At 58.6% G+C, this 22,953-nt stretch carries 24 protein-coding genes and 1 tRNA gene; 13 read left to right on the forward strand and 12 right to left on the reverse strand.

Annotated features, from left to right (window positions below; all coding sequences use genetic code 11):
* Positions 1 to 94 precede the first annotated feature (94 nt).
* Entirely contained in the window at positions 95 to 535 is a 441-nt protein-coding gene (locus ACQKPC_RS15485; RefSeq protein WP_427625406.1) for a hypothetical protein, read from the reverse strand.
* Between ACQKPC_RS15485 and ACQKPC_RS15490 the strand changes: the two genes are divergently transcribed.
* Entirely contained in the window at positions 534 to 989 is a 456-nt protein-coding gene (locus tag ACQKPC_RS15490) for a tRNA (cytidine(34)-2'-O)-methyltransferase (protein WP_008068783.1), read from the forward strand. The genes ACQKPC_RS15485 and ACQKPC_RS15490 overlap by 2 nt on opposite strands.
* Positions 990 to 1,194: 205 nt before the next feature.
* On the opposite strand, the gene secB is transcribed toward ACQKPC_RS15490, so the two are convergent.
* From secB to ACQKPC_RS15505, 3 genes are read right to left on the reverse strand one after another with little or no spacing between them, the layout of a single operon-like run.
* Positions 1,195 to 1,680, reverse strand: a complete 486-nt coding sequence (secB, locus tag ACQKPC_RS15495) for a protein-export chaperone SecB (RefSeq protein WP_007897410.1) — start codon at positions 1,678 to 1,680, stop codon at positions 1,195 to 1,197.
* A 55-nt stretch (positions 1,681 to 1,735) separates the two neighbouring features.
* Positions 1,736 to 1,990, reverse strand: a complete 255-nt coding sequence (gene grxC / locus ACQKPC_RS15500; protein ID WP_007939440.1) for a glutaredoxin 3 — start codon at positions 1,988 to 1,990, stop codon at positions 1,736 to 1,738.
* 1 nt (position 1,991) lies between these two features.
* Positions 1,992 to 2,405 carry a rhodanese-like domain-containing protein gene (locus ACQKPC_RS15505; RefSeq protein ID WP_007897412.1) on the reverse strand — a complete coding sequence of 138 codons (414 nt, stop codon included), beginning with the start codon at positions 2,403 to 2,405 and terminating at the stop codon, positions 1,992 to 1,994.
* Between the two features lie 154 nt (positions 2,406 to 2,559).
* Here ACQKPC_RS15505 and gpmI point away from each other — a divergent pair, with 154 nt between their 5' ends.
* The 5 genes from gpmI to ACQKPC_RS15530 all read left to right on the forward strand — a co-directional run bounded on the left by gpmI (position 2,560) and on the right by ACQKPC_RS15530 (position 9,106).
* Positions 2,560 to 4,089, forward strand: coding sequence for a 2,3-bisphosphoglycerate-independent phosphoglycerate mutase (gene gpmI, locus ACQKPC_RS15510; RefSeq protein ID WP_427625408.1), 1,530 nt, complete (start codon positions 2,560 to 2,562; stop codon positions 4,087 to 4,089).
* 228 nt (positions 4,090 to 4,317) lie between these two features.
* The gene (locus ACQKPC_RS15515; protein ID WP_427625409.1) at positions 4,318 to 5,610 is read left to right on the forward strand and encodes a murein hydrolase activator EnvC family protein; all 1,293 of its coding nucleotides are present in this window, start codon (positions 4,318 to 4,320) and stop codon (positions 5,608 to 5,610) included.
* 34 nt (positions 5,611 to 5,644) lie between these two features.
* The gene (locus ACQKPC_RS15520) at positions 5,645 to 6,964 is read left to right on the forward strand and encodes a S41 family peptidase (RefSeq protein WP_427625410.1); all 1,320 of its coding nucleotides are present in this window, start codon (positions 5,645 to 5,647) and stop codon (positions 6,962 to 6,964) included.
* Position 6,965: 1 nt separating this feature from the next.
* Positions 6,966 to 7,763, forward strand: a complete 798-nt coding sequence (locus ACQKPC_RS15525; RefSeq protein ID WP_427625411.1) for a divergent polysaccharide deacetylase family protein — start codon at positions 6,966 to 6,968, stop codon at positions 7,761 to 7,763.
* A gap of 98 nt (positions 7,764 to 7,861) precedes the next feature.
* Positions 7,862 to 9,106: a trypsin-like serine peptidase gene (locus tag ACQKPC_RS15530; protein WP_427625412.1), complete on the forward strand. Its 1,245-nt coding sequence runs from the start codon at positions 7,862 to 7,864 to the stop codon at positions 9,104 to 9,106.
* Between the two features lie 3 nt (positions 9,107 to 9,109).
* On the opposite strand, the gene ACQKPC_RS15535 is transcribed toward ACQKPC_RS15530, so the two are convergent.
* From ACQKPC_RS15535 to ACQKPC_RS15565, 7 genes are all read right to left on the reverse strand, one after another.
* Entirely contained in the window at positions 9,110 to 9,865 is a 756-nt protein-coding gene (locus tag ACQKPC_RS15535) for a substrate-binding periplasmic protein (RefSeq protein WP_123500040.1), read from the reverse strand.
* A 68-nt stretch (positions 9,866 to 9,933) separates the two neighbouring features.
* Positions 9,934 to 10,704, reverse strand: coding sequence for an imidazole glycerol phosphate synthase subunit HisF (hisF, locus tag ACQKPC_RS15540; protein WP_007897430.1), 771 nt, complete (start codon positions 10,702 to 10,704; stop codon positions 9,934 to 9,936).
* 9 nt (positions 10,705 to 10,713) lie between these two features.
* A complete protein-coding gene (gene hisA / locus ACQKPC_RS15545) occupies positions 10,714 to 11,451 on the reverse strand; it encodes a 1-(5-phosphoribosyl)-5-[(5-phosphoribosylamino)methylideneamino]imidazole-4-carboxamide isomerase (protein ID WP_123500042.1) in 738 nt (245 codons plus the stop codon).
* Positions 11,452 to 11,493: 42 nt separating this feature from the next.
* Positions 11,494 to 11,751 (reverse strand): DUF2164 domain-containing protein, encoded by a 258-nt coding sequence (locus ACQKPC_RS15550; protein WP_046045558.1) that lies wholly within the window; start codon positions 11,749 to 11,751, stop codon positions 11,494 to 11,496.
* Positions 11,752 to 12,390: an imidazole glycerol phosphate synthase subunit HisH gene (gene hisH / locus ACQKPC_RS15555; protein WP_008068774.1), complete on the reverse strand. Its 639-nt coding sequence runs from the start codon at positions 12,388 to 12,390 to the stop codon at positions 11,752 to 11,754.
* Positions 12,390 to 12,983 carry an imidazoleglycerol-phosphate dehydratase HisB gene (gene hisB, locus ACQKPC_RS15560; RefSeq protein WP_007939452.1) on the reverse strand — a complete coding sequence of 198 codons (594 nt, stop codon included), beginning with the start codon at positions 12,981 to 12,983 and terminating at the stop codon, positions 12,390 to 12,392. Before hisB ends, hisH begins: the two co-directional genes overlap by 1 nt.
* A gap of 272 nt (positions 12,984 to 13,255) precedes the next feature.
* A complete protein-coding gene (locus tag ACQKPC_RS15565) occupies positions 13,256 to 14,917 on the reverse strand; it encodes an OFA family MFS transporter (RefSeq protein ID WP_427625416.1) in 1,662 nt (553 codons plus the stop codon).
* Positions 14,918 to 15,175: 258 nt separating this feature from the next.
* Between ACQKPC_RS15565 and ACQKPC_RS15570 the strand changes: the two genes are divergently transcribed.
* From ACQKPC_RS15570 to ACQKPC_RS15590, 5 genes are all read left to right on the forward strand, one after another.
* Positions 15,176 to 15,580 carry an acetyl-CoA sensor PanZ family protein gene (locus ACQKPC_RS15570; protein WP_427625418.1) on the forward strand — a complete coding sequence of 135 codons (405 nt, stop codon included), beginning with the start codon at positions 15,176 to 15,178 and terminating at the stop codon, positions 15,578 to 15,580.
* 77 nt (positions 15,581 to 15,657) lie between these two features.
* Positions 15,658 to 17,892 carry an AsmA family protein gene (locus tag ACQKPC_RS15575; RefSeq protein WP_427625420.1) on the forward strand — a complete coding sequence of 745 codons (2,235 nt, stop codon included), beginning with the start codon at positions 15,658 to 15,660 and terminating at the stop codon, positions 17,890 to 17,892.
* The gene (mutY, locus tag ACQKPC_RS15580; RefSeq protein WP_427625422.1) at positions 17,889 to 18,956 is read left to right on the forward strand and encodes an A/G-specific adenine glycosylase; all 1,068 of its coding nucleotides are present in this window, start codon (positions 17,889 to 17,891) and stop codon (positions 18,954 to 18,956) included. Before ACQKPC_RS15575 ends, mutY begins: the two co-directional genes overlap by 4 nt.
* On the forward strand, positions 18,953 to 19,225 hold the full coding sequence (locus tag ACQKPC_RS15585) for an oxidative damage protection protein (protein WP_007897448.1): 273 nt from the start codon (positions 18,953 to 18,955) through the stop codon (positions 19,223 to 19,225). Before mutY ends, ACQKPC_RS15585 begins: the two co-directional genes overlap by 4 nt.
* A 103-nt stretch (positions 19,226 to 19,328) precedes the next feature.
* Positions 19,329 to 19,404 (forward strand) — tRNA-Phe (locus ACQKPC_RS15590).
* Positions 19,405 to 19,488: 84 nt separating this feature from the next.
* Here ACQKPC_RS15590 and ACQKPC_RS15595 read toward each other — a convergent pair.
* Positions 19,489 to 19,938, reverse strand: a complete 450-nt coding sequence (locus tag ACQKPC_RS15595; RefSeq protein WP_427625424.1) for a carboxypeptidase regulatory-like domain-containing protein — start codon at positions 19,936 to 19,938, stop codon at positions 19,489 to 19,491.
* 262 nt (positions 19,939 to 20,200) lie between these two features.
* Between ACQKPC_RS15595 and ACQKPC_RS15600 the strand changes: the two genes are divergently transcribed.
* Both ACQKPC_RS15600 and ACQKPC_RS15605 read left to right on the forward strand, forming a co-directional pair.
* A complete protein-coding gene (locus ACQKPC_RS15600) occupies positions 20,201 to 21,259 on the forward strand; it encodes a PDDEXK nuclease domain-containing protein (protein WP_427625425.1) in 1,059 nt (352 codons plus the stop codon).
* Entirely contained in the window at positions 21,256 to 22,938 is a 1,683-nt protein-coding gene (locus tag ACQKPC_RS15605; RefSeq protein ID WP_427625426.1) for an ATP-binding protein, read from the forward strand. The genes ACQKPC_RS15600 and ACQKPC_RS15605 overlap by 4 nt, the downstream gene beginning before the upstream one ends.
* Positions 22,939 to 22,953 lie beyond the last annotated feature (15 nt).

Below are 22,953 nucleotides of genomic sequence, written 5' to 3' on the forward strand. Positions count from 1 at the left end.
CCGGGGATTCCCTCTTTACACCGGGCCCACGCCGCAATGCGCGAACCCTCCCGTTTTGGGAACCTTGGTACAGGCAGGCCGGGGATTCCCTCTTTTATTGCTCTCGGAGATGGATCTCCATCCGCCAGCGGTCATCGACCTCGCTACCGGCCCACTCGCCCTGCAGCGGCCGGGCCGCCACCACCGTCAGCAACAGTCCCCCGTCACTCAAACGCGTTCGCCAGTTCACGTCCTTGCCGTTGAGCTTGAGCTGACCTTTCTGTGCCTTGCCTTCAGCCTCGAACAACAGCGCCACGCTGCCGTCGACCAGCTCGCCGTGGGTTTTGGGTTCGTTGTTGAACCACACCACCAGCCCATCGTTCGTCACCTCGACCTGCTGCAAAACGCTGGGGTCGGGCGCGGTCAGGCGACCGATCATCAGGCCCACCATCACCCCGACAATCGCCAACGAAGCCATCACCCGAGGGAATAGTTTCGAACGAGGGTCCTTTGGCGGCGTAGAATGCCCGTCATCTTTACCTTCGGAGCCGTGCATGTTTCACGTCATCCTTTTCCAACCAGAAATTCCGCCGAATACCGGCAACGTTATCAGGCTGTGCGCCAACAGTGGCTGCCACCTGCATTTGATCGAACCGCTGGGCTTCGAGATGGACGACAAGCGTCTGCGCCGGGCCGGCCTCGATTACCATGAGTATGCCACCCTGCAACGCCACGCAGACCTCGCCAGCTGTCTGGAAAGCCTCGGCCATCCCCGGCTGTTCGCCTTTACCACCAAGGGCTCGCGGCCCTTTCACGACGCCAGCTTCGCCGAGGGCGATGCCTTCCTGTTCGGCCCGGAAAGCCGAGGCTTGCCGGCCGAAGTGCTCGATGCCCTGCCCAGCGAACAACGCTTGCGCCTGCCGATGCGCGAAGGCTGTCGCAGCCTGAACCTGTCCAACACCGTGGCCGTCGCCGTTTACGAAGGCTGGCGTCAGCTGGGGTTCAAATAACCCCGCGACTGATCGTTCCCACGCTCTGCGTGGGAATGCCTCAAGGGACGCTCCGCGTTCCAGCAGCACCACAGGCGTCGAGCCTGGCACCAGTGTGACGCGGAGCGTCACGGGCTGCATTCCCACGCAGAGCGTGGGAACGATCATCTCCCGCCCAAGAAAAAAGCGCCTGTTACGGCGCTTTTTTCGTTACTGCATCGAACGCTTACTGAACGGTTGGAGTCTCGCCAGCCGCCTGCATACGTTGCAGCTCTTGTGCGTACAGCGCGTCGAAGTTCACCGGGGCCAGCATCAGGGCCGGGAACGAACCGCGGGTCACGAGGCTGTCCAAGGTTTCGCGAGCGTACGGGAACAGGATGTTCGGGCAGAACGCACCGAGCGTGTGGCTCATCGAAGCATCGTCCAGGTTCTTGATCAGGAAGATCCCGGCCTGTTGCACTTCAGCGATGAACGCCACTTCCTCACCGTTTTTCACGGTGACCGACAGAGTCAGCACGACTTCGTGGAAGTCACCTTCCAGAGCCTTCTGACGGGTGTTCAGATCCAGACCGACACTCGGCTCCCACTGCTGGCGAAAGATCGCCGGGCTTTTCGGGGCTTCGAAGGACAAGTCGCGTACGTAGATGCGCTGCAAGGAGAATTGCGGTGCGGTTTCTTCTTCGCTAGCTGCAGTGTTCTGTTGGTCAGTCATCTCAGATCCTTTCTGATCTCGGGTCTTGTAGGGTTGGCTATTTCAAGTAAGGCAGTCAGGCCTTGAGCATGGCGTCGAGCTTGCCGGCGCGCTCCAGGGCAAACAAATCATCACAGCCGCCAACGTGGGTGCTGCCGATCCAGATCTGCGGCACGGACGTACGCCCGGCCTTCTGAGCCATCGCGGCACGCACCTGCGGCTTGCCATCGACCTTGATCTCTTCGAAGGCTACGCCTTTGTTCTCGAGCAGGTACTTGGCTCGCGAGCAATAAGGGCAGTAATCGCTGGAATAGACGACGACGTTGTTCATATCACTTCACCAGCGGCAGATTGTCGGCTTTCCAGCTGGAAATACCGCCGGACAGCTTGGCGGCGGTGAAGCCGGCTTTCATCAGTTCGCGGGCATGAGTGCCGGCAGTCTGGCCCATGGCGTCGACCAGGATAATGGTCTTGGCCTTGTGCTTTTCCAGTTCGCCGACGCGAGCGGTCAGTTTGTCGTGAGGAATATTCAACGCGCCAACAATGTGACCAGCGGTGAAATCCTTGGTCGAACGAATGTCGATTACCACGCCTGCATCTTTGTTGACCAGCCCGGTCAGTTCACCGGTGCTCAGGCTGCGGCCGCCGCCTTGCATCTGATAAGCGATCAGCAACGCCAGCAGTACGACGAAGATACCGACAAGCAAATAGTGGTTAGTGGCAAATTCAATCAGGTGAGCAACCATCGAAGGAGGTTCCAGGGCGTTAAAATGTCGGCCAGTATACACAGCCACTATGGTGGGCCAAACCCCGTCTGGCGGTGACGGCGCCGGAACTTCGCTTTAAACTGCCACTCCCTTTTCCATCGCCCTCTTTATAACTCAGCCACGAGTGGAATCCATGACTACCACGCCTAAACCTTTGGTCCTGATTATTCTCGACGGCTTCGGTCACAGCGAGAGCCCTGAATCCAACGCCATCTTTGCAGCGAAGAAGCCCGTACTGGACCGCCTGTGGGCTACCGTACCGAACGGCCTGATCTCGGGCAGCGGCATGGACGTCGGCTTGCCGGACGGCCAGATGGGCAACTCCGAAGTCGGCCACATGAACCTTGGCGCCGGCCGCGTGGTGTACCAGGACTTCACGCGCGTGACCAAAGCGATCCGCGACGGCGAGTTCTTCGAGAACCCGACCATCTGCGCCGCAGTGGATAAAGCCGTTGCTGCCGGCAAAGCCGTGCACTTCATGGGCCTGCTGTCCGATGGCGGCGTTCACAGCCACCAGGATCACCTGGTCGCCATGGCTGAACTGGCCTACAAGCGCGGCGCCGAAAAAATCTACCTGCACGCCTTCCTTGATGGCCGTGATACGCCACCGAAAAGCGCCCAGTCGTCGATCGAGTTGCTGGACGCGACCTTCGAAGCCCTCGGCAAAGGCCGGATCGCCAGCATCATAGGTCGCTACTACGCCATGGACCGCGACAACCGTTGGGATCGCGTGTCCCAGGCCTACAACCTGATTGTCGATGGCGCCAGCGAATTCAACGCCGCCACCGCACAGGAAGGCCTGCAAGCCGCTTACGAACGTGGCGAAAGCGACGAATTCGTCAAAGCCACCAGCATCGGTGAGCCGGTGAAGGTCGAGGACGGCGACGCCGTGATCTTCATGAACTTCCGCGCCGACCGCGCTCGCGAGCTGACCCGCGTGTTCGTCGAAGACGATTTCAAGGAATTCGATCGCGCTCGCCAGCCAAAACTGGCCGGTTTCGTCATGCTGACCCAATACGCCGCCAGCATCCCCGCGCCATCGGCCTTCGCCGCGAGCAGCCTGGACAACGTGCTGGGCGATTACCTGGCGAAAAATGGCAAGACGCAGCTGCGCATCGCCGAAACAGAGAAGTACGCCCACGTGACTTTCTTCTTCTCCGGCGGTCGCGAAGAGCCGTTCCCGGGCGAAGAACGCATCCTGATCCCGTCGCCGAAAGTCGCCACCTATGACTTGCAGCCCGAGATGAGTGCCCCGGAAGTCACCGACCGCATCGTCGATGCCATTGAAAACCAGCGTTATGACGTGATCGTGGTCAACTACGCCAACGGCGACATGGTCGGCCATAGCGGTGTATTCGACGCGGCAGTCAAAGCGGTCGAGTGCCTGGACCTGTGCGTCGGCCGCATCGTCGATGCGCTGGAGAAAGTCGGCGGCGAAGCCCTGATTACCGCCGACCATGGCAACGTTGAGCAAATGTCCGACGAAACCACCGGCCAAGCCCACACGGCCCACACCACCGAGCCGGTACCGTTCATCTATGTCGGCAAGCGTGATCTCAAGGTGCGTGATGGCGGCGTGCTGGCGGATGTCGCGCCGACCATGCTGATGTTGCTGGGGCTGGAAAAACCGGCGGAAATGACCGGGACATCGATTCTGGTGTAATCCGGCAGTCAAACGCAGCAAAACCCTGTGGGAGCGAGCCTGCTCGCGATAGCAATCTGACAGCCAACATCTGTGTTGAATGTACTGATGCCATCGCGAGCAGGCTCGCTCCCACATTGGTTTTCAGTGTTTTTCTGTCCAGTTATCACACAACCCCAATTGGGCATTTTTTTTGCTGCGCTTGGCGGGCATACTAGGCCGTCCCTTTCCCTGGTGTCGCCCGCCTCTATGCTTCGCGTCCTGATAGCCCTTGCCCTGACTTGCCTGCTTCAACCGGCCTTTGCCGACGAGCGCACGCAAACCCAACAACAGTTGGACGCCACGCGTCAGGACATTGCCGAGCTGAAAAAATTGCTGGGCAAACTCCAGGAAGAAAAATCCGGGGTGCAGAAAGACCTCAAGGGCACCGAAACCGAGATGGGCAAGCTCGAGAAGCAGGTCGAAGCCCTGCAAAAAGAGCTGAAGAAAAGCGAATCCGAGCTGCAGCGACTCGATGCCGAGAAAAAAAAACTCCAGAGCGCGCGCATTGAACAGCAACGACTGATCGCCATCCAGGCCCGCGCGGCTTATCAGAATGGCCGTCAGGAATACCTCAAGCTGCTGCTCAACCAGCAGAACCCGGAAAAATTCGCTCGCACCCTCACCTATTACGACTATCTGAGCCAGGCCCGCCTGGAGCAGCTGAAGAATTTCAACGAAACCCTGCGCCAACTGGCCAATGTCGAAAAAGACATCGGCCTGCAGCAGGCGCAATTGCTGGTGCAGAAAAGCAGCCTCGACAGCCAGCGCGACGAACTCGACAAGGTCCGCAAGGAGCGCCAGCAAGTCCTGGCCAAACTCAGCGACGACGTGAAGGCCCGCGATCAGAAACTGGCGGCGCGCGAGCAGGATCAGGCAGATCTGTCTAAAGTCCTTAAAACCATCGAAGAAACCCTGGCCCGTCAGGCCCGAGAGGCAGAAGAGGCGCGGCAAAAAGCGCTGATCGCCCAGCAGGAAGCCGAAAAAAAGCGTTTACGTGAGGCTCAGGCTGAAGCAGATGCCACTGACGCCCCACGCAAAACCGTTAAATCGACACCCGGCGCACTGGTTTCAAGTTCAGGCGAAACCTTTGGCGGCCCCTTTGCCTCCTCCCGCGGCAAACTTCCATGGCCGGTTGATGGTCGACTGCTGGCGCGCTTCGGTGAAAGCCGTGGCGACGATGCCCGTACCAAATGGGACGGCGTAATGATCAGCGCCTCCGCCGGCAGCCAGGTGCATGCCGTTCACGGCGGCCGCGTGGTGTTTGCCGATTGGTTACGAGGCGCCGGGTTGCTGGTGATCCTCGACCACGGCAACGGTTTTTTGAGTCTTTACGGTCACAACCAGACGCTGCTCAAGTCTGCGGGTGACGTGGTAAAAGCCGGTGAGTCCATCTCCACTGTCGGTAACAGTGGCGGACAGGACACACCAGCACTGTATTTCGCTATTCGTCAGCAGGGTCACCCGAGTGATCCGGCGCAATGGTGTCGCGCGCAAGGATAGGCGTTGAGTCACCTACATTAGGAGTTCGTTCGACATGCTGTATTTGTCCCGCCTTACCTCGCTGGCCCTGACGATTGCCCTGGTGATCGGCACACCGTTAGCGTTTGCCGCTGAGCCTGCCCCGGTGGTAGCACCTGCAGGCACTGCTGCGACCACCAAGGCGCCATTGCCGCTGGACGAGTTGCGCACTTTTGCCGAAGTCATGGACCGGATCAAGGCAGCCTATGTGGAACCGGTGGACGACAAGACCCTGCTCGAAAACGCCATCAAAGGCATGCTCAGCAACCTCGACCCGCACTCCGCGTACCTGGGCCCTGAAGACTTCGCTGAATTGCAGGAAAGCACCAGCGGCGAATTCGGCGGCCTGGGCATCGAAGTCGGCGCCGAAGACGGTTTCATCAAAGTGGTTTCGCCCATCGATGACACCCCGGCCTCCAAGGCGGGCATTCAGGCCGGCGACTTCATCGTCAAGATCAACGGCCAGCCGACTCGCGGCCAAAGCATGACCGAAGCCATCGACAAGATGCGCGGCAAGATCGGCCAGAAGATCACACTGACCCTGGTACGCGACGGCGGTGCGCCGTTCGACGTGACCCTGGTCCGCGCCATCATTCAAGTGAAGAGCGTGAAGAGCCAACTGCTGGAGTCCGGCTACGGCTACATCCGCATCACCCAGTTCCAGGTCAAGACCGGCGAAGAGGTCTCCAAGGCCTTGGTCAAGCTGCGCAAGGACAACGGCAAGAAGCTCAGCGGCATCGTCCTCGACCTGCGTAACAACCCGGGCGGCGTGCTGCAATCGGCGGTGGAAGTGGTCGACCACTTCATCACCAAAGGCCTGATCGTCTACACCAAGGGCCGTATCGCCAACTCCGAATTGCGCTTCTCCGCCACCGGCAAGGACGAAAGCGAAGCCGTGCCAATGGTCGTGCTGATCAACGGCGGCAGCGCCTCGGCCTCGGAAATTGTCGCCGGCGCCCTGCAGGATCAGAAACGCGCCGTGGTCATGGGCACCACCAGTTTCGGCAAAGGCTCGGTGCAGACCGTGTTGCCGCTGAACAACGAGCGCGCACTGAAAATCACCACGGCGCTGTACTACACGCCGAACGGCCGCTCGATCCAGGCTCAGGGCATCGTCCCGGACATCGAAGTGCGCAAGGCCAAGATCACCAACGAGCAGGACGGCGAATACTTCAAGGAAGCCGATCTGCAAGGTCACTTGGGCAATGGCAACGGCGGCGCCGATAAACCGACCGGTTCCGGTGGCAAAGCCAAGGCTATGCCGCAGGATGACGATTACCAATTGGCCCAGGCCCTGAGCCTGCTCAAAGGACTGAGCATCACCTCCGGCCGCTGAGATGCGCTTGCGGTTGCTCCTCGGTCTGCTGTGCTGTCTGGCGGGTGTCGCTCACGCGGCGCCTGCCACGACGGCGGCCACACCGGCGAAGGCTTATCTGAGCCTGATCATCGATGACCTGGGGCAGAACCTGCTTCAGGATCGCCGCGTGCTGGCGCTGCCCGGCCCGGTCACTGTGGCGATCATGCCCGACACCCCCCACGCCACCGAGTTCGCCCGCGAAGCCCATCGCGCCGGCAAGATCGTCATCCTGCACATGCCCATGGCCCCGGCCACCGGGCCGTTCGCCTGGCATCCCGAGTTGCCCATCGAAGAACTCGAGAAGCGCTTGAACGCGGCGTTCAAGGCTGTGCCGTATACCGCTGGTATCAACAACCACATGGGCAGCCGCATGACCTCCCAGCAACCGGCCATGGCCTGGCTGATGGCCGACTTGCAGCGTCGACACAAGCTCTTCGTCGACAGCCGCACCAGTGCACAAACCGTGGCCGCCGCCGAGGCGCAGAAAATCGGTTTGGCGAGCGTTTCGCGGGATGTGTTCCTCGATGACGAGCCCACTGAAACCGCGATTTTCACTCAGCTACAAACGGCTATCAGCCTGGCGCGCAAGCAGGGTTCTGCGGTGATGATCGGGCATCCGTATCCGCAGACATTGGCGGTGCTTGAACGTGAATTGCCCAAGCTCAAGGCTCAGGGCATTGACTGGATCGATATCCAACAAATGATCAGCGTGCGCGGCAATCGCGCGACGGCGGCACATGGCAAGGATGGCCAGTACCGCCTCCCGACCGCCCGGTAATTGCTCGCAGCCCACTCCATTTCGCGATAACTATTTATACCTGTCGGCACACAGACGCGTGCCACGATAGCGCTCACCCCGAATTTCATCACCAAGGAATGGACATGAAATATCTCAGCTTGTTTTGCTTCACCGGCCTGATTGGCCTGCTGGCTATTTCCGCCGGGCAGGCCCGCGACTTGGGCGAAGGTGCTGTCAACGACTCACCGTCAAGGGCACTGCAAAACAGCAAACATTTTTATGAAATCTGGAGCGGCGTGGGACGACTCAGTCTCCACTCGGGCGAGACTTGCAGCGCCGTTCTACTGGATACGCGAAACAGGCAAGGCCGAGCCACTGGCCCTGCTTACCTGCTCACCAGCGGTCATTGCGTATTCTTTGAGTACGGTTCGGCGCGGACCAAACTGCCTTTGAAAGCCAGCGTCACCTTCCGCTACTTTCATGACGTACCACAGCGTAAGCGCCAATACACCATCCGAACTGCCCGATGGAGCAGTCTGGTCGGGACCGATCTTGCAGTACTGGAGGTAGACGCAACATTGGCGTCGCTGATACAGGCCGGGATCAACCCGCTCAAGCTGGCCTCCCATCAAACCTACGAAAGTCAGGATGCGCTTAACGTTGGCGCGCCGGGCGGCTTTACCGAACAGGGGCTTCGATTGAGCGCCTGTGCTGAACAAACCGCCGGAACGTTTATCGATCACCCTGGGGTTTTCCCTTTGGCCATGAAAAACAGCTGCGATCTTCACGCTGGCAGCTCCGGTAGCCCGATGCTGAACCGCCGCACCAATGAAATCACCGGCATCGTCAGTAAAGTCGTGATCTCGCGCAATACCCCAGCGCCGCCCGATTGTGAGCACTCGACGTCTTGCAAGGCCGCCCGTTTCAACTACAGCTACTCGGCCAACTTCCTGCACAAGTGCTTTATTGATGGTGTCTTTACCCGCGATGGGGCGGAGTGTTCGTTGGAGCCGGTCGAACTGACTGTCATGGAGCCCTGGAAGCTCAAGTCATACGTTTATAGAACGCAAAATGCGGATGAGCAGATCGTATTGCCTACGTGGGACTTCAGGTTCTCCCTCGAGGCGCCCTTCTACCGCTACAAAACGGTCCACAACGCTCGGGATTGTCAGGCGCCACGCAACTATAGCGCCGCCATCCGCGCTGAAGATGCTTACATCAATACTGAAATCGGGCCACAAAGCGGCGCCTATGCGCTCTGTATTATCGGTGTCGCCTCACGGGAACAGCAGCTGACAAGGGCGACATTGAATAACGTGTTTACAAGTGCCATGTACTTGAGCGCGACGCCGGACGCTGCGTTTCAGACCCCATCGAGGTAATGGCTACAGATAGCGCCCCATGATGTCATCAACAATGCCTTCCTTGCGCAGTTGATCCAGCGCGGCTTGCAGCTTGGCGACAGTTTCGTCCGGCACGTCTTTGTTCAGCGCCAGGTAGAGCTCGGCGCTGTTGAAGCGCAGCACGGTCTTGAGCCCGTTCACGCCTTCCTGGCGCGCCAGGTAGCGGCCTGCCGGGTCACCCGTGGCCCACAGATCAATCTGGCCGTTGACCAGTTTTTTTGCATTATCTTGATCGCGCAGCACAACAATCGGTTTCAATCCTTGCTTGGCCAGTGTCTCGGCAATCGCATCGCCCTTGTAGGCGCCGATCTTGTATTTGCGTGCCTGCTCCAGCGACTCGAGGGTGATCTTGCTATCGGCCTTGGCCAGCAGGATCCAGTCGTCCGGGCCGATAGGGCCAACCCACTTGAAGAGTTTCTCGCGGTCCGGCAACCGTGCCATCACGAACACGCCATAACCAGGTTTTTCCAGGGCGAGTTTGTAGATTCGCTCCCAAGGGAAACGCAGTGTCAGGCTGTAAGTAATGTCGGCGCGTTTGAACATCTCGCGGACGATATCCACGGCGATGCCATTGATATTCTCGTCCTGAGCAAAATTCTTGCCGTTCTTCGCCATGTTGTACGGCGGGAAGTTTTCCGTCAGCAACACCAGACCGGTGCCGGGATTTTCTTCGGCGTGAACTCCGTTGATGAACAACAGGGAAGCGCTGGCGAGGACAAGAAGAAGACGTTTAAGCATGTCGGGCTACCGGAATCCATGGCGTGCCCAAGAGTGCCTTGAGCCCGCCATACTGTCCACTGGCCTGTTTAACGCATCACGATGCCGCGATGAGCCATGTAAGCCTTGGCTTCCTGCACGGTGTATTCGCCGAAGTGGAAAATACTCGCCGCCAGCACCGCGCTGGCGTGGCCTTCGAGGATGCCGTCGGCCAAGTGCTGCAAGTTGCCAACACCGCCGGACGCGATCACCGGAATCCCCAGCGCATCACTGATGGCGCGGGTGACACCCAGGTCGAAGCCGTTTTTCATGCCGTCCTGGTCCATGCTGGTCAGCAGGATTTCGCCGGCCCCCAAGCCTTCCATCTTCTTCGCCCACTCAACGGCGTCGAGGCCGGTTGGCTTGCGACCGCCATGGGTGAAGATTTCCCAGCGCGGGGTTTCACCCGGACCGGACACTTTCTTCGCGTCGATGGCGACGACGATGCACTGCGAGCCGAAATGCTGGGCTGCTTCGCCGACGAATTCCGGGTTGAACACTGCTGCGGTGTTGATCGAGACCTTGTCCGCACCGGCATTGAGCAAGTTACGGATGTCCTGCACGGTACGCACGCCGCCGCCAACGGTCAGCGGGATGAACACCTGGCTGGCCATGCGTTCGACGGTATGCAGCGTGGTGTCGCGACCGTCGACGCTGGCGGTGATGTCGAGAAAGGTAATCTCGTCGGCACCTTGCTCGTCGTAACGACGGGCGATTTCCACCGGGTCGCCGGCGTCGCGAATATTCTCGAACTTGACGCCCTTGACCACCCGGCCGTTATCCACGTCCAGGCAAGGGATGATGCGTTTGGCCAGCGCCATGGTGAGTCCTCAGCCTTTGTACGAATCGCAGAAAGCTTGCGCTTCAGCGACATCGAGGGTGCCTTCGTAGATCGCCCGGCCGGTGATGGCGCCGATGATGCCTGGCGCCTTGGCGTCGAGCAGCGACTTGATGTCACCCAGATTGTGGATACCGCCGGAAGCGATCACCGGAATCTTCGTCGCCGCGGCCAAAGCGGCGGTGTACGAAACGTTGCAGCCCTGCATCATGCCGTCTTTGGCGATGTCGGTATAAACGATCGCGGACACGCCGTCGGCCTCGAATTGCCTGGCCAGGTCGATCACCTGAATGGTGCTGATTTCAGCCCAGCCGTCAGTGGCGACAAAACCGTCTTTGGCATCCAGACCGACGATCACTTTGCCCGGGAACGCGCGGCAGGCTTCAGCAACGAAAGCCGGATCTTTCACGGCTTTGGTGCCGATGATCACGTAGCTCACGCCCGCTTTCACGTAGTGTTCAATGGTTTCCAGCGAGCGGATACCGCCGCCGATCTGAATCGGCAGGTTCGGGTAGCGCTTGGCGATGGCGGTGACTACTTCGCCGTTGACCGGCTGGCCTTCGAAAGCACCGTTCAGGTCGACCAGATGCAGACGGCGGCAACCGCCTTCCACCCACTTGGCAGCCATGCTCACCGGGTCATCGGAGAACACCGTGGAATCTTCCATGCGGCCCTGGCGCAGACGAACACAGGCACCGTCTTTGAGATCGATAGCGGGAATAATCAGCATCTGGCAAACCTTCAAATTCGAGTGTTCAGCTTGGCTCGGAAATCAGTTTTTCTCGAGCGCCCACAGGTCGCTTTCGATGCTTTCGAACCTCTCTTTGAGGTGCGTCTGCACATCGAAAATCGCCCTGTTGTAATAGTGCGGAGCAATTTCGCGGGTAAACAGCTCAAGGATTTCAGCCGCCTCGAACGAACCCAGGTCCAGTTCGAAGCGGTCTTCCATGAAGCGTTTGATCTTGTGATTGGCCTCGTTCTCCTGCTCGGGAGTGAGGGTCAGGATCGGCGGCTTCTTTTTGGCAGCCATTTACCAGCGACCATCCCACGCAGCGAAGTTCTGCAGCAATTGCAGGCCATGGGTGTGGCTCTTCTCCGGGTGGAACTGCACGGCGAAACGCGAGCCATCGGCCAGCGCCGCGGCGAAATCGACACCGTAGTGACCGCTACCCACCACCTGCCGCGCATTGCCGGCAGCGATGTAGTAGCTGTGCACGAAGTAGAAACGCGCCAGGTCCGGAATGTTGTGCCACAGCGGGTGTTCTACCGTCTGCTTCACTTCGTTCCAGCCCATGTGCGGCACTTTCAAGTGTTCGCCGTCTTCGTGCAAATCCTTGCCGAAGAACTTCACCTGACCCGGGAACAGGCCAATGCAGTCCACGCCGTTGTTCTCTTCGCTGCTGTCGAGCAAGGCTTGCATGCCCACGCAGATGCCAAGGAACGGGCGGTCCTGGCTGACTTCACGCACCAGCGAGTCGAAGCCCAGGCGACGGATCTCCGCCATGCAATCGCGAATCGCACCAACGCCGGGAAAAACCACCCGGTCGGCTTCGCGAATCACATCGGCATCGCTGGTGATCAGCACCTTGCCGGCACCGACGTGCTCGAGGGCCTTGGCCACCGAGTGCAGGTTGCCCATGCCGTAATCGATAACCGCGACCGTCTGCATTACAGAACGCCTTTGGTCGACGGCATTTGCCCGGCCATGCGGTCATCCAGCTCCACAGCCATGCGCAGGGCGCGGCCGAAAGCCTTGAACACGGTTTCGATCTGGTGGTGGGTGTTGTGCCCACGCAGATTGTCGATGTGCAGGGTGACGTTGGCGTGGTTGACGAAGCCCTGGAAAAATTCCTGGAACAGGTCAACGTCGAAACCGCCGACGGTCGCGCGGGTATAAGGAACATGCATCTGCAGGCCAGGACGGCCGGAGAAGTCGATCACCACACGCGACAGCGCTTCATCGAGCGGCACGTAGGCGTGGCCGTAGCGACGAATGCCTTTCTTGTCGCCGATGGCTTTGGTGAAGGCTTGACCCAGGGTGATACCGACGTCTTCCACCGTGTGGTGGTCGTCGATATGCAGGTCGCCCTTGCTGACAATATCCAGGTCGATCAGCCCGTGACGGGCGATCTGGTCCAGCATGTGCTCAAGAAAAGGTACACCGATATCAAATCGGGCCTTTCCGGTGCCATCCAGGTTGATCGAGGCTTTGATCTGGGTTTCCAGAGTGTCGCGCTCGACAGACGCCATACGTTCGGCCATCACCAGCTCCGCAAAAATCATTGGGGCGAAAAAGGCAGCCATTATAGGGTCGCGGGCGCTAAACAGAAACACGAGAGGTGATATGACTGACGGAGTGAATCCAGTGCTACCAGCGATGTACATGTCAGTACAAGCATCCCAAGACCACTGATCGCTCCCACGCTCTGCGTGGGAGTGCAGCCCTGGACGCTCCGCGTCCGCTCTGACTGTGACGCGGAGCGTCACGGGAGGCATTCCCACGCAGAGCGTGGGAACGATCAGAGTCAGGGGATTTAGTGGAACAGTACTGCCGTTTTCTGCAGCGTCACCCAAACACCCCATGCCAACGGAATGCCCACAACCAGCCATGCAGCCACTGCCAAAGGCTTGGTACCCGCATCCGCTTTCCACTCCAGCACAGTGCTGGCGTCAGCACCTTTGTCGTGGCCCAGCGCTTGTTCGGCGGCCAGTTCGGCCTCGGTCATGAAGTACTTGTCGGCCACCGGACGCACCAGCAGGTTGCAGATGAAACCCAGTACCAGCAGGCCCGCGAGGATGTACAGGGTGATGTCGTATGCCGCTGCGCGTTCAACGCCGATGCTCAGCTGATATTCACGCAGGTAGTTCACCAACACCGGCCCCAACACACCTGCCGCCGCCCACGCCGTCAGCAGACGACCGTGGATCGCGCCGACCATTTGCGTACCGAACAAGTCAGCCAGGTAAGCCGGCACCGTCGCAAAACCACCGCCGTACATCGACAGGATGATGCAGAACGCCGCCACGAACAGCGCGACGTTGCCCAGGTGACCGAGGTTCGGGATCAGCGCGTACAGCGCGAAACCGAGGGCGAAGAACACGAAATAAGTGTTTTTGCGACCCAGGTAGTCCGAGAACGAGGCCCAGAAGAACCGGCCACCGATGTTGAACAGGCTCAGCAAACCGGTGAAACCGGCCGCAATCGCTGCGATCGAGGCCAGTTGCCCGGCGTCCAGCTGACCAAACGTCTGATCGGTGCCGAGCAATTTACCGGCGAAGACTTCCTGCAACAGCGGCGAAGCCATGCCGAGGATGCCGATACCCGCAGAAACGTTCAGGCACAACACCAGCCACACCAGACGGAACTGGGGGGTCTTCCAGGCCACATTCACGTGCACGTGACGGTGAGTGATCATCGCGTTCGAGGCTTTTTTTGCCGGAGCAGTCCAGCCTTCAGGCTTCCAGCCGGTTGGCGGAACGCGGTAGGACAGCGCGCCACCGATCATGAACACGAAGTAGATCGCGGCCATTACCAGGAAGCTCTGCCATACGCCCACGCTGGTTGGCGAAGCGAAGTGCCCCATCAGCGCTGCAGCCAGTGGAGCACCAACCATCGCGCCGCCACCGAAGCCCATGATCGCCATGCCTGTTGCCATGCCGCGCTTGTCCGGGAACCACTTGATCAGGGTCGAGACCGGCGAGATGTAACCCAGCCCCAGGCCGATACCACCAATGACCCCGGAGCCGATCCACATCAGCCAGATCTGGTGGGTATAGACCCCCAGCGCCGAAATCAGCAGACCACCACACCAGCACAGTGCCGATACCACACCGGCCTTGCGAGGACCTGCGTGTTCCAGCCAGCCACCCCAGATCGCTGCCGAGCAGCCAAGGAAGATGAAGAACAAGGTGTAGATCCAGCCGAGCATCGAGATCGGCCAGTCGCATTGAGACGAAAAGACCTGAGCGATGAAGCTCATGTCTGGCGCGCAAGTCACGGCCTTGGTGACGCCCAGGGCTTTGGACAACGGCAACCAGAACACCGAAAAGCCGTAGGCCATGCCGATGCACAGGTGGATGGCCAGAGCGGCCGGTGGTACCAGCCAACGGTTGAAACCGGGCCTGGCGATGATGCGCTCCTTGGACAGGAACGCGGGCTGGTCGGCAAAGTCGTCCGCCGTGATGCTCGTAGTCATGGTGTTTCCCCCAATTATTAGTATTGTTCGCCAGCCGTACTTCACCCCCAGCCTTAATGCACGCAGGCATGACTTTTTTTAGGTGAAGCTCCATTTTGGTGCGACATCACGTCGCAGAAGGGACGGACGAACGGGCAGAGGTTACCATTTGCAGGTGACAGAAAAACCAAACTGATATCACCTTTTTGTATGTCGTCTGTTCTCGTACAACCCAAGAAAATACATTTTCACGCGGATTAACTTTTCAAAGGAGGCGCCATGCCGATCATTGTCGAGCTGCTGAACCAAGCCACTTACCAGGATCAGCAAGATCTGCAGAAGATCTACCGCGATGCTCCGGACTGGTTGTTTACCCCATTCACCGGGGATTTGCAGCTGATCGAAAGCTGCCTGCTGGACGGCTCGCTGATCGCTGGCCGCTTCAATGATCGACTGTTAGGAGCGGCACGCCTGCAACGGCACCAGGATGTCTGGCACCTGTCCCAACTATGTGTACGAAAAATCACCCGTCGCCGTGGCGTTGCCGAGCGTCTGGTGAACGAAGCGCAGAAAATGGCGTCGCAATCAGGCGCGACATTACGGCTGTTGGCGCCTGCCGGGCACCTCGAAGCTCAAGCGCTGGCGGCTAAGCTGAAGGTGCCGCTGGATGAGCTCCCGACGTGATCGCTGACCGGTCGGCCACTTCGGAGCGCTATACTCCCCGGCTAAATTTCGAATTCGACTAATACAAGGACTCGCCCATGAAAGCGTTCGGCAAAATCCTGGGTCTGGTACTTCTCGGGCTGTTGCTGATCATTGTGGCGCTGGGCTTTGCCCTGACCCACCTCTTCGATCCCAACGACTATAAAGACGAGATTCGCCAGATTGCCCGCGACAAGGCCCACATCGAGCTGACGCTCAATGGCGATATCGGCTGGAGCCTGTTTCCCTGGCTGGGCCTGGAATTGCACGAAGCCAGTGTTGCGACCCTGGCCAAGCCTACTGAACCGTTCGCCGACTTGCAGATGCTCGGCCTGTCGGTCCGCGTGATTCCGCTGCTGCGCCGCGAAGTGCAGATGAGCGATGTGCGCGTCGAAGGCTTGAACCTGCGCCTGAACCGCGACAAGGATGGCCACGGCAACTGGGAAGACATCGGCAAGGTCCCGGCGCCTGCCACCCCGAGTACCTCGGCCACGCCGCCCGCCGCCACCGGCGAACCCGCGCCAACGACTACCGCTCAAGCAGAAAAACCGGCCCAGCCGATCCGCCTGGACATCGACAGCCTGACCGTTAACAACGCCCGCGTTGAATACAGCGATGAGAAAACCGGCAAGCAGTTCAGCGCCGAAAGCATCCAGCTGAGCACCGGCCCCGTGCACGACTCGACCAACATCCCGGTCAAACTCACCGCATTTCTCGGTACCAACCAACCGGTTCTGCGGGTGCGGACCGAGCTGGCCGGCGAGTTACGTTTCGAGCGGGCGCTGCAGCGCTACAAATTCGAAGACATGAAACTCTCCGGTGAAGTCGCAGGCGATCCGCTGCAAGGCAAGACCATGACCTTCGCCGCTCAAGGTCAGTTGCTGCTGGATAAGGCCGCCAACGTCGCCGAATGGACCGGCATCAAAATCTCCGCCAACCAGCTGCGCGCCTTGGGTGAACTGAAGGCCAACGACTTGGACAAGACCCCGCAAATCAGCGGTGGCCTGTCGATTGCCCAGTTCGATCTGGCGAAATTCGTCGACAGCATCGGCCAGAAACTCCCGGCGATGGCCGAAGGCAGCCTGAGCAAAGTCGAACTGGCCAGCCAGGTTGCCGGCACACCGACCAGTTTGTCCCTCGACAGCCTCAACCTGAAACTCGACGACAGCACTTTCAGCGGCCGCATCGCTGTCGAGGACTTCGCCAAGCAATCGCTGCGACTGAACCTCAAGGCTGACACCTTCAACGTCGATCGTTACTTGCCGCCAAAATCCGCCGAAGCCGACAGCGCGAAACAGGTGCGTCAGGCCGAAGTAGCCAACACCGAGAACGAGGCCATGGCCGGCGCAGGCAGCTCACCGCTGCCACCCTCACCGACCAAAGGCCCGTGGAGCACCGAACGTCTGTTGCCGGTGGAGCGTCTGAGCAAACTCGATGTGAACGCCGACCTGACCTTCGGCCAGCTGACCCTCGACAAAATGCCGATTCAGAATGCAGCACTCAAGGCCACAGGCCTTGGCGGCCTGCTGACGCTGGAGAACCTGCGCGGCGACCTGTACGACGGCAACTTCGAAGCCAAAGGTACCCTGGACGTGCGCCAGCAAGTGCCGGCGCTGAACATGCAGACGCGCATCAGCAAAGTGCCTGTAGAAAAAATCCTCGAAAGCCAGGGGAAAAATCCCCCGGTTCAAGGCCTGGTTACGCTCGATAGCGCGCTGACCAGCAGCGGCAATAGCCAGAGCGTGCTGATCGATAACCTCAACGGCAATGCCAGTTTCGTTATCAACAATGGCGTACTGCTCAATGCCAATCTTGAGCAGCAACTGTGCAAAGGCATCGCCACCCTGAATCGCAAAACCCTCACCGGCGAGCCACGAGGCAAGGACACACCGTTCGAAGAGCTCAAGGGCAACCTGATCTTCCACAACGGCGTGGCCAGTAACCAGGACCTGAAAGTGCGCATCCCGGGCATGACCGTCAACGGTAACGGCGACATCGACCTGCGGGTGCTGGGCATGGATTACCGCGTCGGCGTGATCGTCGAAGGCGACAAGAGCGACATGCCGGACCCGGCCTGCCAGGTCAGCGAGCGCTTCGTCGGCATCGAGTGGCCACTGCGCTGCCGTGGTCCGCTGGAACTGGGTGCCAAGGCTTGCCGTCTCGACAACGAACGCATGGGACAAGTCGCGAGCAAACTGGCCGGCGAGCGGATCAGCGAAAAAATCGACGAGAAGCTTGGCGATAAAGTCAGCCCGGAACTGAAAAACGCGCTCAAGGGGCTGTTCAAGCGATGAGAGCCGAGCAGTTTTCAACGGCGGTGCTGGATTGGTACGACCGCCACGGCCGCCACGATTTGCCTTGGCAGCAGGGCATCACCCCTTACCGGGTATGGGTCTCGGAAATCATGTTGCAGCAAACCCAGGTCAGCACTGTGCTGAACTACTTCGACCGTTTCATGGCGTCATTGCCGACGGTCGAAGCCCTGGCCGCCGCGCCGGAAGACGAAGTGCTGCACCTGTGGACCGGCCTCGGTTATTACACCCGCGCGCGCAACTTGCAGAAGACCGCGAAGATTGTCGTTGCCGAATACGGCGGAGAGTTTCCCCGTGATGTGGAAAAGCTCACCGATCTGCCGGGTATCGGCCTGTCCACGGCCGGCGCAATTGCCAGCCTGAGCATGGGCCTGCGGGCGCCGATCCTCGATGGCAACGTCAAACGGGTGCTGGCGCGCTTTACCGCGCAAGAGGGTTATCCGGGCGAGCCCAAGGTTGCCAAACAGCTGTGGGCCAACGCTGAGCGCTTTACGCCATACGATCGGGTCAACGCCTACACCCAGGCGATGATGGACCTGGGCGCCACGCTCTGCACCCGCAGCAAACCGAGTTGCCTGCTCTGCCCGCTGGAAAAGGGCTGCGAGGCGCACATGCTTGGCCTGGAAACCCGCTACCCGATCCCCAAGCCGCGCAAAGCCGTGCCACAGAAGCGCACGCTGATGCCGATGCTCGCCAACGGTGAAGGGGCAATTCTGCTTTACCGTCGCCCTTCCACGGGCCTGTGGGGCGGTCTCTGGAGCCTGCCGGAACTCGACGACCTCGACGACCTGCAACATCTGGCTTCGCAGCACTCGCTGGAACTGGGCAGCCAACAGGCACTGCCGAGCCTGGTGCACACCTTCAGCCACTTTCAGTTATCCATCGAACCCTGGCTGGTTCAGGTCCAGGAGGCCGGCCATCACGTGGCCGAGGCCGACTGGCTCTGGTATAACCTCGCCACCCCGCCGCGCCTGGGCCTTGCCGCCCCGGTCAAAACCTTGCTCGAACGCGCGGCCGTCGTATTGAACGCAGGAGAGTCGTCATGACCCGCACCATCATGTGCCGCAAGTACAAAGAAGAATTGCCCGCCCTGGAGCGCGCCCCGTTCCCAGGCGCAAAAGGCCAGGATATTTTTGACCACGTCTCGGCCAAGGCGTGGGCCGACTGGCAGAAACACCAGACCCTGCTGATCAACGAAAAGCGCCTGAACATGATGAACGCCGAAGATCGCAAATATCTTCAAGGCGAGATGGACAAGTTCTTTTCCGGCGAGGAATACGCCAAGGCCGAAGGCTACGTTCCGCCGGCTGAATAACCCCGCTTTTTCGGGGGGTGGATCGTAAGCGACGGTAATAATTAAAATTTTTTTGAAAACTTTCTTGACGACCCCCTGAAAAACCAGTTTAATGCGCCCCGTTGCCCAGATAGCTCAGTCGGTAGAGCAGGGGATTGAAAATCCCCGTGTCGGCGGTTCGATTCCGTCTCTGGGCACCAAATACCGAAAACCCTGAATCGCAAGATTCAGGGTTTTTTTATGCCTGGGATTTGATCAGACATCGTGCAAGTCGTCCTTCCTTGCTAGTTTTCACCACCCCAGTGGAAAACCAGATTGCGAGCAGCACCGCTGCCTACATCCGCTGTATCACGCCGCACCTCTCCCTTATGTGTCGCGACAACGGTGTACTTGCCGGCAGGCAGCTGAACGTAAACCAGCGGCCCAGCCTCACTCAGCGTCAGCACGGGTTGCCCTGCGGCTTTTTGAATGACCACATCCACATCGGGAACGTATTCATCCTTAGGCCCGGTAGAAAAGGTCATGTGCAGGTTATAGCCCTGCGTTTGTTGGATAGCTTTAGCCTCATCCTCTCCAATACCGCCGGACAGGTAGGTAATCCCGTTTTGCTGTTGCTGCTGGACTTGCACGCCTGAGGGATCGATCGGTTCAAGACTGGCGGCGTTAAGCACGACTGGAAACATCAGTACGCCGACGGCGGCGATGGGCAGCATGAATGAATGGACGTTCTTCATGATGGCGACTCCCGGGTTACGCAGAACCCAATCGTTACTCTTTTTAGATTTGTTACCGAATGTTCAAGTTTTAGATCGATTCGCACTTGGGCTCACTGCGAATCGGACTACGTGATGCGCTCCTCCTGCATGGGTTTCCGTCGGCCCGGTCCTGCAAAACAAACTCGCCTTTCCTTCCGATTTACCAGCAACGCCCGGCATCGCGGACTATCACTCCCTTGCCATCCTCTTGCGCCTGTTTCCTTCAGCTGCGGAAAATGTCATGAGCCCTCTCAAACCCGATAACACTCAAGATTCACAGATCACTTCACTGCTCGGCAATCTTGGCGAATTGATCCGTGAAGCGCGTCAGAAGGTGCTGCGAGCGGTCGATACCGTTCAGGTGCAAACCTGTTGGCAAATCGGACGGCATATTGTGGAGTTCGAGCAGGAAGGCGCTCGGCGCGCGGTTTATGGCAAGCAACTGCTATCGACGCTGGCGAAAGTACTGACGTCGGAGTTTGGGAAAGGCTTCGACGCTTCCAACCTTCGCTACATGCGCCAGTTCTATCAAGCATTCCCAATTCGTGACGCACTGCGTCACGAATTGAGCTGGACCCACTACCGCAGACTGCTGCGAGTCGACAACGACAGCGCTCGCCACTGGTACATGAACGAATCAGCTCTGCAGAACTGGTCAAGTCGCGCCCTCGAGCGCCAGATCAATACCCTCTATTACGAACGCCTGCTGGCGAGTCGCGACCGGTCCGCCGTCAAACAGGAAGCCGACACCAACATCCAGCAAATGAACGCCAGCCCTCGGGAATTCATCCGGGACCCCGTGCTACTGGAGTTTCTCGGCCTGCCCAATGCGGGCTTGGTCCAGGAAAGCGAACTTGAACAAGCCTTGATCGATCAACTTCAGGGCTTCCTGCTCGAACTGGGCAAAGGCTTCGCCTTCATCGCTCGCCAGCAACGCATCAGTACCGAGAGCAAAGACTTCTACATCGACCTGGTGTTCTACAACTACCTGCTCAAGTGCTTCGTCATCTTCGACCTCAAGCGCGGCGTACTGACACACCAGGATGTCGGCCAGATGGACATGTACGTGCGCATGTACGACGACCTCAAGCGCGGACCGGAGGATAGCCCCACCGTCGGCCTCATTCTCTGCGCGCAGAAAGATGAATCGGTGGTGCGCTATTCAGTGCTGCAAGGTAACGAACAACTGTTCGCCAGTACCTACCGGCTGGTGCTGCCGAGCGAGGAGGAACTTCGCACAGAACTGGATCGGGAATGGGCGGTGCTTGAGGAGCGGTTGCGTGGCAGGGTAATCCGGTGAACGAGTTGGCCCTTCAAAACTACCTACGCAGCAAATACCCCAAGGAAAACACTGCCTGCGAGTGGAAGGAGTTCAAGAACCTTACTCATGCCGTGTCCGGACGCAAAGGTGCAGATATTGCGAGTTATCTATCCGCCATCGCAAATATGGCCGGAGGTCATTTGGTGATCGGCGTCCAGGATTGTTCGCTACACATTGTCGGAGTCCAGCAGTTTCATGACTACACACCTGAAAACATTCGCCAGCGTTTGCTCGGGCGTTGCTGCAATCTGAACTCGGAAGGTTTTTGCATCGAAAGTTTCACTACCAGCGATATCGGCAAGACCGTCTGGGTGTTTCATATTCCCAGGCATAGGCCGAGGCTGCCGGTTTATGCGCACGATAAAGCATGGCAGCGGTTGGACGATGTATTGATTGAGATGCGGCAGGAACGGCTAGAGGCTATTTTGAATGAGCCAATCGACATACAGGATTGGTCGGCTCAGACGGTATTAGGCGCGACCCACGCCGACCTTGATGAACAGGCGGTCGACGTAGCACGACAGAAGTTTGCGGAGAAACACCGCAATGCTTCATTTGCTGAAGACATTCAAACCTGGGATCTGGCGACTTTTCTGGACAAAGCGAAGCTGACTATTCAGGGGTGCATCACGCACTCCGCTTTGTTGTTGGTGGGCAAACGAGAAGCCAGTCATTTTCTGCCAACCCTGGCACAAATCACCTGGAAACTCGCAGGCGAAGAACAGGCATACGAACACTTTGGCCTACCGTTTTTACTGACGACGACTCAGGTGCTGCATCGCATACGTAATATTGACTACAAGCTTTTTCCACAAAACCAATTACTGGCCACCGAAGTCAGCAAATATGACACTCGCGTCATCCTGGAAGCCTTGCACAACTGCATTGCCCATCAGGACTATCAACTGCGCTCACGCATCATCGTCGTCGAGCGCGTCGACAGATTGGTATTCGAAAATGCTGGAGGTTTCTATGAGGGTGAACCTGAGGACTACTTCAGCGGCGAGCATACGCCAAGCCGCTACCGTAACCCTTGGCTCACCCAAGCGATGGTCGGCTTGAACATGATCGACACCATGGGTTTCGGAATTTCCACCATGACTCTGTCCCAACGTAGCCGATACTTCCCACTGCCGGACTACAGCAAGTCCAAGGAAAACAAAGTTGTGCTGGAGATTTACGGGAACGTGATCGACGAAAACTACACCCGTCTACTGTTGGAAAATCAGGATCTGCCATTGAACACAGTCATGCTGCTGGACAGGGTGCAGAAAAGACAACCCATCACAGAAAATGCCGCGGCCTTGCTGCGCAAGCAAGGGCTTATCGAGGGGCGAAAACCGAATTATTACGCTGCCGCCCAAGTGGCGCGCAGCACGGGAAACCAAAGCGACTATATTCGCAACCGGGCTTTCAATGATGGCTACTACAAAGATCTGATTCTCGATTATTTGAGGCAATATGGGTCAGCATCACGCCTTGAGCTAGTCGCGCTAATCCTAGATAAACTATCGGATGCTTTAGACGAAAAACAAAAGCAGAACAAATTTCGCAATTTGCTGCACTCGATGTCGACACGTGACCAAAGTATTGAAAAATCGGGCAGTTTGCACAAAGGCCGCTGGATTCTCAGGCGTTTTACTGACGCCATACCGTAGACAAACTCTAGACAA

It is taken from the genome of Pseudomonas sp. NPDC089918, from assembly GCF_050280605.1.
GTDB lineage: Bacteria > Pseudomonadota > Gammaproteobacteria > Pseudomonadales > Pseudomonadaceae > Aquipseudomonas.